The organism is Bradyrhizobium sp. USDA 326 (assembly GCF_049739485.1).
In the GTDB taxonomy this organism is placed as follows: Bacteria; Pseudomonadota; Alphaproteobacteria; order Rhizobiales; family Xanthobacteraceae; genus Bradyrhizobium.
Genome location: NZ_JBMGQA010000001.1, coordinates 4,025,743 through 4,041,341 on the forward strand (window position 1 = coordinate 4,025,743; position 15,599 = coordinate 4,041,341).

At 64.8% G+C, this 15,599-nt stretch carries 13 protein-coding genes and 1 pseudogene; 11 read left to right on the forward strand and 3 right to left on the reverse strand.

All coding sequences use genetic code 11. From position 1 onward, the window contains the following. Positions 1-26: 26 nt before the first annotated feature. Together ABIG06_RS18955 and ABIG06_RS18960 are read right to left on the reverse strand one after the other, a co-directional pair. Complete coding sequence (locus ABIG06_RS18955) at positions 27-203, reverse strand: hypothetical protein (protein ID WP_199751502.1); 177 nt, start codon at positions 201-203, stop codon at positions 27-29. A 156-nt stretch (positions 204-359) separates the two neighbouring features. Further along, on the reverse strand, positions 360-1,010 hold the full coding sequence (locus tag ABIG06_RS18960; protein WP_124160412.1) for a glutathione S-transferase family protein: 651 nt from the start codon (positions 1,008-1,010) through the stop codon (positions 360-362). Between the two features lie 580 nt (positions 1,011-1,590). Between ABIG06_RS18960 and ABIG06_RS18965 the strand changes: the two genes are divergently transcribed. The 7 genes and pseudogenes from ABIG06_RS18965 to ABIG06_RS18995 all read left to right on the forward strand — a co-directional run bounded on the left by ABIG06_RS18965 (position 1,591) and on the right by ABIG06_RS18995 (position 9,756). Next, positions 1,591-2,793, forward strand: a complete 1,203-nt coding sequence (locus ABIG06_RS18965) for a pyridoxal phosphate-dependent aminotransferase (protein ID WP_370138121.1) — start codon at positions 1,591-1,593, stop codon at positions 2,791-2,793. A 176-nt stretch (positions 2,794-2,969) separates the two neighbouring features. Continuing rightward, positions 2,970-3,449: a DUF992 domain-containing protein gene (locus tag ABIG06_RS18970; protein WP_370138122.1), complete on the forward strand. Its 480-nt coding sequence runs from the start codon at positions 2,970-2,972 to the stop codon at positions 3,447-3,449. A 210-nt stretch (positions 3,450-3,659) separates the two neighbouring features. Beyond that, positions 3,660-5,708, forward strand: coding sequence for an elongation factor G (locus ABIG06_RS18975; RefSeq protein WP_370138123.1), 2,049 nt, complete (start codon positions 3,660-3,662; stop codon positions 5,706-5,708). A 307-nt stretch (positions 5,709-6,015) separates the two neighbouring features. Continuing rightward, entirely contained in the window at positions 6,016-6,288 is a 273-nt protein-coding gene (locus ABIG06_RS18980) for a helix-turn-helix domain-containing protein (RefSeq protein ID WP_124160417.1), read from the forward strand. A 93-nt stretch (positions 6,289-6,381) separates the two neighbouring features. After that, positions 6,382-8,113 (forward strand): annotated as a pseudogene (locus ABIG06_RS18985) (SulP family inorganic anion transporter). Positions 8,114-8,224: 111 nt separating this feature from the next. Next, a complete protein-coding gene (locus ABIG06_RS18990; protein ID WP_370138125.1) occupies positions 8,225-9,064 on the forward strand; it encodes a shikimate dehydrogenase in 840 nt (279 codons plus the stop codon). A 65-nt stretch (positions 9,065-9,129) separates the two neighbouring features. Then, positions 9,130-9,756, forward strand: coding sequence for a hypothetical protein (locus ABIG06_RS18995; RefSeq protein WP_165935879.1), 627 nt, complete (start codon positions 9,130-9,132; stop codon positions 9,754-9,756). A gap of 228 nt (positions 9,757-9,984) precedes the next feature. On the opposite strand, the gene ABIG06_RS19000 is transcribed toward ABIG06_RS18995, so the two are convergent. After that, positions 9,985-11,121, reverse strand: a complete 1,137-nt coding sequence (locus tag ABIG06_RS19000; RefSeq protein ID WP_370138126.1) for an alpha-hydroxy acid oxidase — start codon at positions 11,119-11,121, stop codon at positions 9,985-9,987. Between the two features lie 127 nt (positions 11,122-11,248). Between ABIG06_RS19000 and ABIG06_RS19005 the strand changes: the two genes are divergently transcribed. From ABIG06_RS19005 to ABIG06_RS19020, 4 genes are all read left to right on the forward strand, one after another. Next, positions 11,249-11,416 (forward strand): hypothetical protein, encoded by a 168-nt coding sequence (locus ABIG06_RS19005; protein WP_165935878.1) that lies wholly within the window; start codon positions 11,249-11,251, stop codon positions 11,414-11,416. Positions 11,417-11,640: 224 nt separating this feature from the next. Next, a complete protein-coding gene (gene glmM / locus ABIG06_RS19010) occupies positions 11,641-12,984 on the forward strand; it encodes a phosphoglucosamine mutase (RefSeq protein WP_370138127.1) in 1,344 nt (447 codons plus the stop codon). Between the two features lie 137 nt (positions 12,985-13,121). After that, the gene (locus ABIG06_RS19015; protein ID WP_370138128.1) at positions 13,122-14,369 is read left to right on the forward strand and encodes an MFS transporter; all 1,248 of its coding nucleotides are present in this window, start codon (positions 13,122-13,124) and stop codon (positions 14,367-14,369) included. Between the two features lie 227 nt (positions 14,370-14,596). Beyond that, a complete protein-coding gene (locus ABIG06_RS19020) occupies positions 14,597-15,445 on the forward strand; it encodes an outer membrane protein (RefSeq protein ID WP_124160424.1) in 849 nt (282 codons plus the stop codon). Positions 15,446-15,599 lie beyond the last annotated feature (154 nt).

Genomic DNA, 15,599 nt, shown 5'->3' on the forward strand with positions numbered 1-15,599 from the left:
AAGGCAGGTCCAGGATGAAACGGGAATCAGACCGGCAGGCCCATCGCCATGGTCGCCTTGGTCGACAGCACCGTCAGGGCGACGATCAGGCACAGCGAGAGCGCGGCGACGGCGAGCGAGGCCGCGACCGCGTGGGTGAGCCGGGAAGACGCGACGGTAGCGGGTGGGCTCTGAAAGCCTGCCGTGCCGGACGCCCGTATCATGGTCTAAATCCTTCAACACGCGAGCGAATCACCCGCGACTTTCCGGAATTTCCCAGTTTCAACCGGCAATATTGCGGCGGCTACCGCGCCAAAAATGGCGGGATTGGGGCAAGGACGTTCCTTGTACCCGCTATTCCGCCGGAGCGGGGTGCGCGGTCAGGCGCCTGCGGCGATGCTGGCGGGGTCGTCGACGTCAGCCGGGCGCCAGTCCATGGTCACGAAGCCGGGCGCGGCTTCCACGCGCTTGAGCCAGTCCCGGATCGCCGGGAAAGTGGAAAGATCGAAATCGCAGCGGTCAGCCAGGTGTGTGTAGCCGTACAGCGCGATGTCGGCGACCGTGAGCTGGCGCGCGGCGAAATAGGCGTTGGTCTTGAGATGGTTCTCCATCACCTGGAGCGCGCCATAGCCCCGCTCCATCCAGTCCTCCAGCGAATGGGTCTGGAGATCGCGGCCGCCCTTGACCAGCGAGAGCCAGAAATAGGCGGCGCCGATGTTCGGCTCGAGCGCGTGCTGCTCGAAGAACATCCATTGCAGCGCCTCGGCACGGTCGATGCGGTTCTCGGGCGCGAGCGGCGTGCCGACGGCGACATACCAGAGGATGGCATTGGACTCCGCGAGATAGCGGCCCTCGGCGACCTCGAGCAGCGGCACCTGCCCCGAGGGGTTCTTGCTCAGAAAGTCCGGCGTGCGGCTCTCGCCGCGCAGAATGTCCACCTCCAGCGCCTCGTAAGGCAGGTTGAGCAGCGCCAGCGCAAGGCGAACCTTGTAGCTGTTGCCCGAGCGTTGCATCGAATAGAGCTTGTACATTCTGCAGTTCGAATCCGAGGATGGGAGACGCGGCGCTCGTTGCCCCGCGAGGCGGCTAAACAATGATGCCGATGCGAATCCGCCGCAAGAGCCAGCCAATAGAAAAACTCGAAAACCTTGCCGCACCGCAATGTTGCGGAAGATCATTTCCGCGCGACCATGCAATTCAGATCACGTGTACGTCATCCGCGGACACATCGCTCTGCGAGGTCGTGAAGCACGTCGGCTATCGCATAGACGATCGGGATCAGGACGCCAGTGTTTCCACATCGTCATAGGCGGGATGGCCGGCGAAGCTTCAGCGAAGACGGCAAGCCCGGGCATGACGACGGGCGGTTTCCTGGCGAGGCGCACCACTCAAAATTGCTCCGAGGACAGGCCTTGCCGGATATGAGCAATTCCGCCGGTAAAGTTCCGGAATATTGCGGTGAATCATGCCCTCGAACCGCGTGAATCCGTAAACTTTTCCGAGATCGGACCGAAGCTTCTTGCGGCGCAGCGGCACACGTTTTAGGGTGGCTCATTCCCCCAATCAGAGTCGTGAGGCGAAAGGCTTCACGACGCTCGCCAGGAGATGATGATGTCCTTCCTTGCCGCTGCGCTCGACCGTGTGAAGCCGTCCGCGACCATCGCGGTCACGGATAAAGCACGTGCGCTGAAAGCGGCTGGCCGCAACGTCATTGGCCTCGGTGCCGGCGAGCCCGACTTCGACACGCCCGCCAACATCAAGCTGGCGGCAATCCGCGCCATCGAGGCCGGCAAGACCAAGTACACGGCGGTGGACGGCATCCCCGAGCTGAAGGAAGCCATCATCGCCAAGTTTCAGCGCGAGAACGGCGTCGCCTACAAGCCGAACCAGATCATCGTCGGCACCGGCGGCAAGCAGGTGCTCTACAACGCGCTGATGGCGACCATCAACCCGGGCGACGAGGTGATCATTCCCGCGCCCTATTGGGTCAGCTATCCCGAGATGGTCGCGCTCGCCGGCGGCGAGCCGGTGCCGGTGGTCTGCACCGCCGCGACCGGTTTCAAGCTCCAGGCGGAAGCGCTCGAGCGCGCGATCACGCCGAAGACAAAATGGGTCATCCTGTGCTCGCCGTCGAACCCGACGGGAGCTGCCTACACGCGTTCGGAACTGAAGGCACTCACCGACGTGCTGGTGAAGCATCCCCATGTCTGGGTGATGACCGACGACATGTACGAGCATCTCGTCTACGACGACTTCCAGTTCACCACCGTCGCGCAGGTCGAGCCTGGTCTGTACGACCGCACGCTCACCGTGAACGGCGTCTCCAAGGCCTATTGCATGACCGGCTGGCGTATCGGCTATGCCGGCGGTCCCGCGCATCTGATCAAGGCGATGGCGACGATCCAGTCGCAATCGACCTCGAACCCGTGCTCGATCGCGCAGTGGGCTTCCGTGGAGGCGCTGAACGGTCCGCAGGAGTTCATTCCCGCCAACAACAAGGTCTTCAAGGAGCGTCGTGACCTCGTCGTCTCCATGCTCAACCAGGCAAACGGCATCGAGTGCCCGCGCCCCGAAGGCGCGTTCTACGTCTATCCGTCCTGCGCCGGTACCATCGGCAAGAAAGCGCCATCGGGCAATGTGATCTCCAACGACGAGCAGTTCGTCACCGAGCTCTTGGAGACCGAGGGCGTCGCTGTGGTGCAGGGCTCGGCCTTCGGCCTTGGACCCGCGTTCCGCATCTCCTACGCAACCAAGACCTCGGACCTCGAAGACGCCTGCAAGCGCATCCAGCGCTTCTGTGGCAATCTGCGCTGAGGCTCTGCCGCGGACAGAATATCGAAAAGGCCCGCCTCTGGCGGGCCTTTTTAATTGTTTGCACGCTTATCCTCGTGCGCGATCTGGCACCACCACGGCTGTTGTGGCATAGACCGATCACGCAACACGGGTGGGGCGCTCTCACTGCTCGCATCACTTCATCGCCGGAGACATTCATGCGCCGCTCATTCCTCCTCGCAGGGCTCACCGCCGCCAGCCTTCTTGCCTCCGTCGCGAACAGCGGCGCGCAGCAGCGGATGACGCGGGTCGGCGTGCTCGAGTGCCGCGGCGGCGCCAGCGTCGGCTTCATCGTGGGATCGGTAACCCATCTCGGCTGCGTTCTGCGCGCCGACGGCTTGCCCGACGACCGCTACGTCGCGACCATCCGCAAAGTCGGCCTCGACATCGGCATCACCCAGGAGACGGCCTTGGCCTGGGGCGTGTTCGCGCCGGTCGACCGGCTCGGCCCCGGCGACCTCTCCGGCAATTACGCGGGCGCGCAGGGCAGCGCTTCGATCGGTGTCGGCCTTGGCGGCAACGTTCTGGTCGGCGGCTCCAACAACTCGATCGCGCTTCAGCCGCTCAGCGTGCAGGGCCAGGTCGGCCTCAACGTCGCCGCCGGACTTGAAAGCCTGGAGCTGCGTCCGGGGCGTTGAGCTCCAACGCTGGAATTGCGTTCACCTCTCCGCTGGGAAGAGGTGGAACACCGCCGGTGGACGATTGGATCCCAACAGGCACTATAAAACTAGATCCAATTGACGACGCACCGCAGCGACGTTTGATGCTTGCCAAATCTCGGGGAGGGGCAGAGCATCCGCGTTTGCCGACCCAATCACGGGCCGAGCTCCACACCAAGGAGGCGGCGAATGGGACAAGACGTCAGAAGTCCCCGAGGTCCACGGTGCATTGCGCTGGTGGGCCCTTTCCAAAGCGGTAAAACCTCACTTCTCGAAGCGATCCTGGCGCGAACGGGCGCAATCCCGCGCGCCGGCAGCGTCGACGCCGGAACTTCCGTCGGCGACGCCACGCCGGAGGCCCGTCATCACAGGATGACCGTCGGGCTGACTGCCGCGACCACGAGCTTCATGGGCGACAGCTACACCTTCCTCGATTGTCCCGGTTCCGTCGAGTTTGCCCACGACATGCGCGCCGCGCTTCCCGCGGTCGACGCCGCAATCGTGGTCTGTGAGGCCGACGAGAAGAAGCTGCCGCAGCTTCAGATCATCCTGCGCGAGCTGGAGGAGCTGAAGATCCCGCGTTTCCTGTTCCTGAACAAGATCGATCGCGCCAGCCAGCGCATCCGCGAGACGCTCGCCATGCTGCAGCCCGCCTCGCGCGTGCCGCTGGTGCTGCGCCAGATCCCGATCTGGAAGGACGAGTTGATCGAGGGCTTCGTCGATCTCGCGCTGGAGCGCGCCTTCATCTATCGCGAGCACAAGGCGTCCGAGGTGGTTGCGCTCGAAGGCGGCGATCTCGATCGCGAGAAGGAAGCCCGCTTCTCGATGCTGGAGAAGCTTGCCGATCACGACGATGCGCTGATGGAGCAACTGCTCGAGGACATCCAGCCGCCGCGCGATGCCGTGTTCGACGATCTCGCCCGCGAATTGCGCGAAGGGTTTATCTGCCCGGTGCTGCTGGGCTCGGCTGCGCGCGAAAACGGCGTGCTCCGCCTGATGAAAGCGCTGCGCCACGAGGCGCCCGGCATCGCGGAGACGGCGAAACGTCTCGGCGTTCCCGAGACCAGGGACGCGCTCGGCTACGTCTTCAAGACAGTGCATTCGCAGCACGGCGGAAAACTGTCGCTGACACGCCTGCTTGCCGGCCATCTCGACGACGGAGCGACGCTGCAATCCGCCTCTGGAGGCTCGGGGCGCGTCTCCGGCGTCCTCGCCGTCAATGGCGCCTACGACACCAAGCGTGCCTCGGCCGAAGCCGGCGACACGGTGGCGCTCGCCAAGCTCGATGCGATCAAGACTGGCGACACGGTGTCGAACGGCAAGACGCCGCCCGCGGCCTTGATCACGATCGAGCCGACTCCGCCGGTGCTCGCGATCTCGATTGCCGCCGTCGATCGCAAGGACGACGTCAAGCTCGGCCAAGCGATGGCGCGGCTGCATGAGGAGGATCCGTCCCTCGTCGTCGTGCAGAACGCCAAGACCCATGACACCGTGCTGTGGGGGCAGGGCGAGATGCACCTGCGTGTTGCGGGTGAACGGCTGCGCGACCGCTTCGGCGTCAAGGTCACCTCGCATCCACCGGGGATCGGCTACCAGGAAACCATCCGCAAGCCGATCACCCAGCGCGGGCGGCACAAGAAGCAGTCTGGCGGCCACGGTCAGTTCGGCGATGTCGTGCTCGACATCAGGCCGCTGCCGCGCGGCGACGGCTTCAGGTTCGGCGAGAAGGTCGTGGGCGGTGCGGTGCCGCGCAACTATATCCCGGCGGTGGAAGAAGGCGTCGTCGACGGATTGGCGCGCGGCCCGCTCGGCTTCCCCGTTACCGATGTGGAGGTGACACTGACCGACGGCTCCTATCACAGCGTCGATAGCTCCGATCTCGCCTTCCGCACGGCGGCGCGGGTCGGGCTCAACGAAGGCCTGCCGCAATGCCAACCTGTCTTGCTGGAGCCGATCCACATGGTCGAGATCGTCTGCCCGACCGATGCCACCGCCAAGATCAATGCGATCCTGTCGGCGCGGCGCGGCCAGATTCTCGGCTTCGACACCCGTGACGGCTGGACCGGCTGGGACTGTGTCCGCGCGATGATGCCGGAAGCGGAGATCGGCGAACTGATCGTGGAGCTGCGCTCGGCCACCGCCGGCGCCGGCAGCTTCACGCGCCAATTCGACCACATGGCCGAAGTCACCGGCCGCGCCGCCGACCAGATCATCGCCGCGCACCAACACGCGGCGTGATTTGGAAGGGATGCCCCTCTCTCACCCCTCTCCCGCCCTGATCGATCAGACCGGGAGAGGGTGGAAAGGCTGTATCCGGGATTGCGGTATTCCATCCGGCCAGACCGACTCCTTTCGTCATTGCTGCGAGCGAAGCGAAGCAACCCGGACTGTCTCTGAGGAGCCGGCCTGGATTGCTTCGTCACAGGAGTTGCTCCCAATGGGGGAGACGGGTGCACAGAGCCTTGCATTTGAGCGGATTTGATGTATTATACATCGTTGTATATGTTCTAAGCATCATATATAAGCTCTGATATGTGAGGCCAAGGTGATCACGTCATTCCAGATGCGGGCAGCCCGGGCGCTGCTCGGCATTGACCAGAAAACCTTGGCCGAGCTCGCCGGCGTTTCGCTGCCGACCATCCAGCGGATGGAGGCCAGCACCGGCAATGTTCGTGGCGTGGTCGAGACCCTGATCAAGGTGGTCGAGGCGTTCGACCGGGCTGGCGTCGAGCTGATCGGCGAGCAGGCCCGTAGCGACGGCGGCGGGCGTGGCGTTCGCCTGAAGGAGCCGGGGCAGCCGCGCCGCGTCGGAGCATGATCGAGCGTTGATCGTGCCCGGGATTAGGATCGGCTGGCGCATCGTCGCACCTCGGCAACGAAGGGGCGCACGGTGGTTTGGAGCATTGTGGGCATGAGCATCACGACCGATCAGGCAAGCCGGCTGCACCAGCTGCGTCAGCCGACCTTTGCCGAACTGTATTTGCCGAAACTCGTCACCGTCTGGCGCGAAGGCTACGGCCTCGCGGATTTTCGTGCCGACGTCTTCGCCGGCCTGACGGTTGCGATCGTCGCGCTGCCGCTGTCTATGGCGATCGCGATCGCCTCAGGCGTGACGCCGGACCGCGGTCTCTATACCGCCGTCGTCGGCGGCTTCATCGCCTCCCTGCTCGGCGGCAGCCGCTTCCAGATCGGCGGGCCTGCGGGCGCGTTCATCGTTCTGGTCGCATCGACCGCGGAGCGTCACGGCGTCGACGGCGTCATCCTCGCCACCATGATGGGCGGGCCTGTTCCTGATCGCCGCCGGGCTGCTCAGGGTCGGCACCTACATCAAGTTCATCCCCTATCCGGTCACGGTCGGCTTCACCGCCGGCATCGCCGTGATCATCTTCGCCAGCCAGCTCCGCGATCTCTCAGGCATCACGCTCGCGGGGAAAGAGCCCAGCGAGTTCGTGCCGAAGCTCGTGGCGCTCGCCGGCGGCCTCAACACCGTCAATCCGTCCGCCGTCGCTGTCGCCATCGTCAGCATCGCCATCATCGCGGCCTTGCGGGTCTGGCGGCCGTCCTGGCCCGGCATTCTGATCGCCGTGGCCTTTGCTGCGGTGGCGACTGCGGTGTTCTCGCTGCCGGTCGAGACCATCGGCTCACGCTTCGGCGGCATTCCGCGCGAATTGCCGTCGCCGGCCCTGCCGGCGTTCTCACTGGCGAAGGCACAGGCGGTGCTGCCCGACGCGATCGCCTTCGCCCTGCTGGCCGCCATCGAATCGCTGCTGTCTGCGGTGGTCGCCGACGGCATGACCGGGCGCCGTCACCGCTCCAATTGCGAGCTGGTGGCGCAGGGAGCGGCCAATGTCGGCTCGGCGCTGTTCGGTGGCATCTGCGTCACCGGCCTGATCGCACGCACCGCCACCAACATCCGCGCCGGCGCGCGCGGACCGCTCGCGGGCATGCTGCATTCGGTGTTCCTGCTGCTGTTCATGCTGATCGCGGCGCCGCTGGCGAGCTACATTCCGCTGGCCGCGCTCGCCTCGGTGCTGGTCGTGGTGGCCTGGACCATGGCGGAGAAGCACGAATTCGCAACGCTCGTGCGCTCGTCATGGGGCGATGCTGTCGTGCTGCTCGCGACCTTCCTGCTCACGGTCTTCCGCGATCTTACCGAGGGCATCCTGGTCGGCTTCGCGCTCGGCGCGGTGCTGTTCATCCACCGCATGGCGGAGATGACGGGCATCGAGGAACGCACGCCGCTGGTGGCGGCCGATCGCCCTGACGACGGCAATGGCGATCGCGTTCCCTACGATCCCGCCCTCGCGGTCGATCGCGACGTGCTGGTCTATCGCATCACCGGCGCGTTCTTCTTCGGTGCGGCCTCGGCGATCGGCGGCGTGCTCGACGGCATCGCCGACAAGCGCAAGGCCTTCGTGGTCGATTTCGCCGCGGTGCCGTTCCTGGATTCGACCGCGGCCAACGTGCTCGGCCGCGTTGCTGCCAAGGCGCACCGCCAGGGCATCAGGCTGTTCATCACGGGAGCCTCGCCCACGGTCCGCCGCGCGCTGCTCACCCATGGCGTGACGCCGCCGCGCGCGCGCTATCGCACGAGCCTCGAGCGCGCCATCGCCGACATCAAGAGCCAGGCTGCCGCGAGCTGACGACGCTGTTATCGCGCCGGCCGATCCGACCGACCCTGCGGCCGCGCGGGCCGCGCTTGACAGGGCCTGCGGGACGCGAAATGGATCGCCTCCACACTTCCTGAGGGACCGATGACCCTGACCAAGGCCCCTGCAGCCTGTCTGATCGGATGGCCGGCCGCGCATTCGCGCTCGCCGCTGATCCATCATTACTGGCTGCGCACGCTCGGCATTGCAGGCGGCTACGTCATCGAGGCGGTGCCGCCCGAGAATCTGCGCGATTTCGTGCTGCGGCTGTCGCTCCGCGGCTTCGTCGGGGCCAACGTCACCATCCCGCACAAGGAGGCCGTGCTGGCGCTGTCGACGCCCGACGCCCGCGCAAAGGCGGTCGGCGCCGCGAACACGCTGTGGTTTGTCGACGGCGAGCTGCGTTCGACCAATACCGATGTCGAGGGTTTCATCAACAATCTCGACGCCGGCGCGCCCGGCTGGGGAGCGGCCGAGGAGGCGCTGGTGCTGGGCGCCGGAGGCTCCGCGCGCGCGGTCGTGTTCGGCCTGCTGGAACGCGGCATCAGGTGCGTGCATGTCGCCAATCGCACCGTCGCGCGGGCCGAGATGCTGGCAAAGCAGTTCGGGCCGAACGTGCATCCGCTGCCCTGGGACGCGATCGGCGACGTGCTGCCGCGCGTAAAACTTCTCGTGAACACGACCTCGCTCGGCATGCATGGTCAGCCCTCGCTCGATGTCGACGTCGCGCGCCTGCCGCAGGCGGCGGTCGTCGCCGACCTCGTCTATGTTCCCCTGCTGACGCCGCTGCTGGCCGCAGCAACGGCGCGCGGCCTGAAGACCGCCGACGGGCTCGGCATGCTGCTGCACCAGGCGGTCCGCGGTTTCGAGCTGTGGTTCGGGCGGCGGCCCGAGGTCACGGCCGAGTTGCGGGCATTGGTCGAGGCCGATCTCACAAAGACTTGAGAGGGGCGCGGCGAATAGCACACCATCTCCGGAGTTCTACCGTCGTGGGACAATCGGAGACCGTCATGTCTGTTCAACGTGCAACCTTCACACGTCCGCTGATCGCCGTCGCGATGGTGGCCGTCTCGACTTACTGCGCCTTTGCCCAGCGGGCGCCGGTGCCGACGCGCGTGCGCGGCACGATCGAGAGCGTCAATGGCGACACCATGCAGGTCAAGTCGCGCAGTGGTGAGGACGTCAAGCTTCACATCGCCTCCGACGTGAACGTGTCGGGGATCACCAGGATTTCACTCGCCGACATCAAGCCGGGCTCGTTCATCGGTGCGACCACCGTGCCGGGACCGGACGGCAGCCAGAACGCGGTCGAGGTCCACGTGTTTCCCGAGAGCATGCGCGGCACCGGCGAGGGCTCCCGGCCCTGGGACCTCAAGCCGAACTCCAGCATGACCAATGCGACGGTGGCCGAAAGCGTCGTCGGCAATGACGGTCATACGCTGCTGGTCAAGTACAAGGACGGCGAGAAGAAGGTGTTCGTCGCCGACAACACGCCGGTGGTGACCTTCGTGCCGAGCGACAAATCCGAGTTGAAGCCGGGTGCCAAGGTCATCGCCTTCATGAAGCAATTGCCCGACGGTTCGTTCGAGACCAACCGCGTCAGCGTCGGTCGCGACGGCCTGGCGCCGCCGATGTGAGGGGCTGTGAGACGCGCACCTGCCGCCTCAAATACGGCCGTCGTCCCGAACAAGCGTCAGTGCAGATCCGGGACCCATAACCACAGGGAAAAGTTGTCACGCGAAGCAGGTCACTCCGAGTCCCCGTAGCCACACCCGCCTGTGGCTATGGGTCCCGGATCGGCGCGCGCTTTGGGCGCGCTTGTCCGGGACGACAGTGATTATTGCTGCGACATCCTGGCAGACGCCTCACACCGCAATGATATGATCGTCGATCTCGTCGATCCGGTTGACGCCGCACAGGCCCATGGTCGTGAGCAGCTCCTTCTGGATGATGTCGATCGCCTTGGCGACGCCGGCCTGGCCGCCGGCACCCAGGCCATAGGCATAGGCGCGGCCGATCATGCAGGATTTTGCGCCGAGCGCGAGCGCGCGCATCACGTCCTGGCCGGAGCGGATGCCGCCGTCGAACATGATCTCCATCTTGTCACCGACTGTATCGACGATTTCGGGCAGCACCTCGATCGAGGACGGCGCGCCGTCGAGCTGACGGCCGCCATGGTTGGAGACCACGATCGCCTGCGCACCGGTTTTTGCGGCGAGTTCGGCGTCCTCGACGTCGAGAATGCCCTTCAGGATCAGCTTGCCCGGCCAGATCGAGCGGATCCAGTCGATGTCGTTCCAGTTCAGCGAGGTGTCGAATTGCGAGTTGATCCAGGTCGACAGAGAAGTGATGTCGTCATTGACCTTCAGATGCCCGGCGAGATTGCCGAAGGTGCGGCGCTTGCCCTGGAGCACGCCCGACACCCAGGCCGGCTTGGTGGCGAAATCGATCAGCTTGGACAGCGACCATTCCGGCGGCACCGTCATGCCGTTCTTGATGTCCTGGTGGCGCTGCCCGATCACCTGGAGATCGACGGTCAGCACCAGCGCCGAGCATTTGGCCGCGATCGCGCGCTCGATCAGCGCCTTGATGAAGCCGCGGTCCTTCATCACGTAGAGCTGGAACCAGAACGGCTTCTCGACATTGGCGGCGATGTCCTCGATCGAGCAGATCGACATCGTCGATTGCGTGAACGGGATGCCGGCCGCCTGCGCGGCGCGGCAGGCGTGGATCTCGCCGTCGCCGTGCTGCATGCCGAGCAGGCCAACCGGCGCGAGCATCAGCGGCATGGTCGAGGGCTCGCCCAGGATCGTGGTCGAGGTGTCGCGCTTGGAGACGTCGACGAGGATGCGCTGGCGGAACTTGATCGCCTGCATGTCCTCGCGGTTGGCGCGCAGCGTTTCCTCCGCATAGGAGCCGCGGTCGCAATAATCGAAAAACGCCTTCGGAACGCGGCGCTTATGCAGCGCGCGAAGATCGTCGATACAGGTGATATGCTTCATGTCTTTTCCCCGGCCCGTCCTACTCGGAAGTCTTAATCGGAAGTCTTGCATCGGAAGATTTCGGGGTCATCTAGCATGGTTGGATGCATAGCCAAATCGTTTGCAGAACGGTTTGCAGGAGGGCGCAATGACGAGGCCGCACGCTGGACCTTCCCCGGAAGAGATCAAGGAGAAGCACGATCTCGAGGAGGCGCTGGAAGAGGGATTGGAAGAGACCTTTCCGGGCTCCGATCCCGTCAATGTCACCCAGCCGGCACCGAGCCGCGAGGACGGCCATGTGAAGCGCACCAGGTAGGAGCGGGTTCCGCCCGGGCGCCGCGTTCCGGCAGGAGATATAATGTTAACAGGATCTTATTGCGCCGGTCCGCGCCCGGTTCCGTAATGATTCATCATATTTTTTGAAGGCAAGTTAGGCGCGATAGCATTATAAAGACCCTCAGCAAATCAGGGATGCGGGGCCCTTTCGGGCACCCCGTGGTTGTAGAGGGGATCCCCTGGTTGTTGCCTTTGGGGGACGATATGAGCCGCAAATATTTCGGGACGGACGGGATTCGGGGCCGCGCCAACGGACTGATCACGCCGGAGCTCGCGCTCAAGGTCGGCCAGGCCGCAGGCCTTGCGTTTCAGCGCGGTGACCATCGCCACAGGGTTGTGATCGGCAAGGACACCCGTCTGTCCGGCTACATGATCGAATACGCGATGGTCGCAGGTTTCACCTCGGTCGGCATGGACGTGCTGCTGGTCGGCCCGATGCCGACGCCGGCGGTCGCGATGCTGACCAAGTCGATGCGCGCCGATCTCGGCGTGATGATCTCGGCCTCGCACAATCTGTTCGAGGATAACGGGATCAAGCTGTTCGGCCCGCAGGGCTTCAAGCTTTCCGACGACGTCGAGAGGCAGATCGAGCAGCTGCTCGACGAATCTCTCGACAGGAGGCTCGCACAAAGTGCGAGCCTGGGCCGCGCCCGCCGTATCGATGGCGTGCACGACCGCTACATCGAATTCGCCAAGCGGACGCTGCCGCGCGACCTGTCGCTCGATGGCCTGCGCGTCGTGATCGATTGCGCCAACGGTGCCGCCTACAAGGTGGTGCCGGAAGCGCTGTGGGAGCTGGGCGCCGACGTGGTGCCGATCGGCGTCGAGCCCGACGGCTTCAACATCAACAAGGAATGCGGCTCGACCTCGCCGGAAGCGCTGTCGAAGAAAGTGCGTGAGATGCGCGCCGATATCGGCATCGCACTGGACGGCGACGCCGATCGCGTCATCCTGGTCGACGAGCGCGGCCACATCGTCGACGGTGACCAGCTGCTCGCGGTGATCGCGCAGAGCTGGAAAGAGGACGGACGTCTGTCGCGCCCGGGCATCGTCGCCACCGTGATGTCCAATCTCGGGCTCGAGCGCTTCCTGAAAGGGCAGGGGCTCGATCTCGTGCGCACGCCGGTCGGCGATCGCTACGTGCTCGAGCAGATGCTGAACGGCGGCTACAATCTCGGCGGTGAGCAGTCCGGTCACATCATCCTGTCCGATTACGCCACCACCGGTGACGGTTTTGTGGCGGCCTTGCAGGTGCTGGCCGTGGTGCAGAAGCTGCGCCGGCCGGTCTCGGAAGTCTGCCACCGCTTCGACCCGCTGCCGCAGATCCTCAAGAACGTCCGTCACAAGGGCGGCAAGCCGCTCGACGATTCCGACGTCAAGTCGGCGATCTCCGACGGCGAGATGCGGCTCAACGGCCACGGCCGTCTGCTGATCCGCTCTTCCGGCACCGAGCCCGTGATCCGCGTCATGGGCGAGGGCGAGGACCGCATCCTCGTCGAGGACGTCGTCGACACCATCGTCCTGGCGCTGGGGCAAGCGGCGGCGTAAGTCCTCTTCCCTTCTCCCACGACAAGGGGAGAGGGTAAGACCGGCGCATCCCAGCCATTTGCGATTGACGGTGGTTCTGCTGCCGCCCGCGTCGTACCTACGCGACCGTGGCAATCTGCCGCGCCGGGATTGCTGCCTTGAACAAGCCTGTCGTCGTCTCAGAGGAAACGCTGACCGAGCCGGTCGTCGCCGACGTGACGCCCGCCGCCGCCAAGGCGGCAGGGCCGGCTTACATCGTGCTCGCCGGCATCAGCTTCTCGCACTTCCTCAACGACACCATGCAGTCGCTGATCGCCTCGGTCTATCCGATCCTGAAGGACACCTACGCGCTCGACTTCGCGCAGATCGGCATGATCACGCTGGCGTTCCAGTTCACGGCCTCGCTGCTCCAGCCGGTGGTCGGGCACTACACCGACAAGAAGGCACAGCCCTATTCGCTGGCGATCGGCATGGCCTCGACCTTCTTCGGCCTGCTGCTGCTCAGCGCCGCGCACCAATATCTCGTCATCCTCGTCGCCGCCGCTCTGGTCGGGCTCGGCTCGGCAGTGTTTCACCCGGAGTCGGCGCGCATCGCGCGGCTCGCGTCCGGCGGCCGCTACGGTTTTGTGCAGTCGGTGTTCCAGCTCGGCGGCAGTTTCGGCACCTCGATGGGACCGGTGCTCGCCGCGCTGATCGTAGTGCCGTTCGGCCAGGGCAGCATCGCCTGGTTCTCCTCGATCGCGTTCCTCGCGATCCTCATCCTCTGGCGCATCGGCAACTGGTATGCGCCGCAGATCAGGGCGAAGAAGACGGCCACGGTTCAGGCCCATCCCGACGCGCCGAGCTCGCGCCGCGTCGCGGTGGCGCTGGCCGTGCTCGTCGCGCTGTTGTTCTCCAAGCAGCTCTACGTCTCGAGCCTGTCGAGCTACTACATCTTCTACCTGATCGATCGTTTCGGCGTGTCGACGCAGGCAGCCCAGATCTATCTCTTCATCTTCCTCGCCGCGAACGCCGTGGGTGCGTTTCTCGGTGGTCCCTTGGGCGACCGCTTCGGCCGCAAGATCGTGATCTGGATCTCGATCCTGGGCGCGCTGCCGTTCACACTGGCGCTGCCTTATGCCGGGCTCGCTGCCAGCGCCGTGCTCAGCGTCGCCATCGGCCTGATCATCTCCTCGACGACGTCGTCGATCATCGTGTTCGCGCAGGAGCTGGTGCCGCACCGCTTCGGCATGATCTCCGGCGTGTTCTTCGGCGTCGCGTTCGGCATCGGCGGTCTCGGGGCCGCCGTCCTGGGCAAGGTCGCCGACCACACCTCGATCGAGTTCGTCTACCAGGTCTGCGCCTGGCTGCCGGCGATCGGGCTGCTCGCGGTCTTCCTGCCCAAGCTGCCGCGGCACGCGCGTTAACGGATTACTATTCGCTGCATTGCAGCTTCATACATCGTTAGGAAATGCGGCCCGCCCCGCGCTGCATTCTTGCAACGCTGCCGCCGCATCGGCGTGTGCGGTGAGGAAAAATCAACCTTAAAAATTAGGGTTAAGTGGCGCTTAAACATTTGCTGCCATCGTCCGGGTCGTGAGTTTCCAGAACGTGGGGCGCCCGTCTTTGCCTCACCGGCCAAAAGGACGAAGCAATGCGTAGCGTTAAGTCTCTGCTTGCCGCGGGTGCGGCAACCCTGATCTCGTCGATGGCGTTCGCCGCCGATATGCCGATCGCGGCGCCCCCTCCCATGTACGCGCCGCCGGCCCCGCCGGCCGATTTCGGCGGTTGGTATCTGCGCGGCGACATCGGCATGACCAACCAGCGCGTCAAGAGCATCGAAAGCGCGCCGGCGGCCGCCTTTCCGTTCACGACCGAGGGCCTCGGTTTCGACAGTGCCGGACTCTTCGACCTTGGCGTCGGTTATCGCTTCAACAACTGGTTCCGTGCCGACGTGATCGGCCAGTGGCGCGGAAGGGCAAACCTGCACGGTGCTAACAACCTCGTTCTGCCCGGCTACGCTGAGACCAACAACTATACCGGCAGCAAGTCCGAATGGGTCGTCATGGCGAATGCCTATGTCGATCTCGGCACATGGTGGTGCGTCACGCCGTTCATCGGCGCCGGTATCGGCGGCTCGTACAACAAGATCAGCGGCTTCCGCGACGACGGTGTGATCTACGGTGCGGCAGGGGTGCCGGCCGGGGTCCCGAGCAACAGCGTCACTTACTACGCAGACAACGGAAAGTGGAACTTCGCCTGGGCCGCACACGCCGGTCTCGCCTACAAGGTCAATCCCGGCTTCACTGTCGAACTGGCCTATAGCTACATGAACCTCGGCGACGCCGCGCCGGGCAACTTCCGCGCGTTCGACAACAGCATCTCCGGCCCGACCTCGATCAAGCTCAAGGAGCTCACCTCGCACGACGTCAAGCTCGGCGTGCGGTGGAATCTCGACAGCCCGCCGGTCTACGCGCCGCCGCCGCTCGTCACCAAGGGCTGATCGTCAGCATCATCGCTTAACGTCGCTTAACGGCGCGGGATCATCCCGCGCCGTTTTGCTTTGCGTATTTTTCACGGCTCGCAGTGACGAAATTGCCTACCGCAACCATTGGTTAAGGTTAACGAGGCATGATCACGAGCGAAAGTTAGAGTCG

Excerpts from the sequence above, each read along its gene's own strand:
- ABIG06_RS18955 (WP_199751502.1), bottom strand. The coding sequence starts at position 203 with ATGATACGGGCGTCCGGCACGGCAGGCTTTCAGAGCCCACCCGCTACC.
- ABIG06_RS18960 (WP_124160412.1), bottom strand. The coding sequence starts at position 1,010 with ATGTACAAGCTCTATTCGATGCAACGCTCGGGCAACAGCTACAAGGTT.
- ABIG06_RS18965 (WP_370138121.1), top strand. The coding sequence starts at position 1,591 with ATGTCCTTCCTTGCCGCTGCGCTCGACCGTGTGAAGCCGTCCGCGACC.
- ABIG06_RS18970 (WP_370138122.1), top strand. The coding sequence starts at position 2,970 with ATGCGCCGCTCATTCCTCCTCGCAGGGCTCACCGCCGCCAGCCTTCTT.
- ABIG06_RS18975 (WP_370138123.1), top strand. The coding sequence starts at position 3,660 with ATGGGACAAGACGTCAGAAGTCCCCGAGGTCCACGGTGCATTGCGCTG.
- ABIG06_RS18990 (WP_370138125.1), top strand. The coding sequence starts at position 8,225 with ATGACCCTGACCAAGGCCCCTGCAGCCTGTCTGATCGGATGGCCGGCC.
- ABIG06_RS18995 (WP_165935879.1), top strand. The coding sequence starts at position 9,130 with ATGTCTGTTCAACGTGCAACCTTCACACGTCCGCTGATCGCCGTCGCG.
- ABIG06_RS19000 (WP_370138126.1), bottom strand. The coding sequence starts at position 11,121 with ATGAAGCATATCACCTGTATCGACGATCTTCGCGCGCTGCATAAGCGC.
- ABIG06_RS19005 (WP_165935878.1), top strand. The coding sequence starts at position 11,249 with ATGACGAGGCCGCACGCTGGACCTTCCCCGGAAGAGATCAAGGAGAAG.
- glmM (WP_370138127.1), top strand. The coding sequence starts at position 11,641 with ATGAGCCGCAAATATTTCGGGACGGACGGGATTCGGGGCCGCGCCAAC.
- ABIG06_RS19020 (WP_124160424.1), top strand. The coding sequence starts at position 14,597 with ATGCGTAGCGTTAAGTCTCTGCTTGCCGCGGGTGCGGCAACCCTGATC.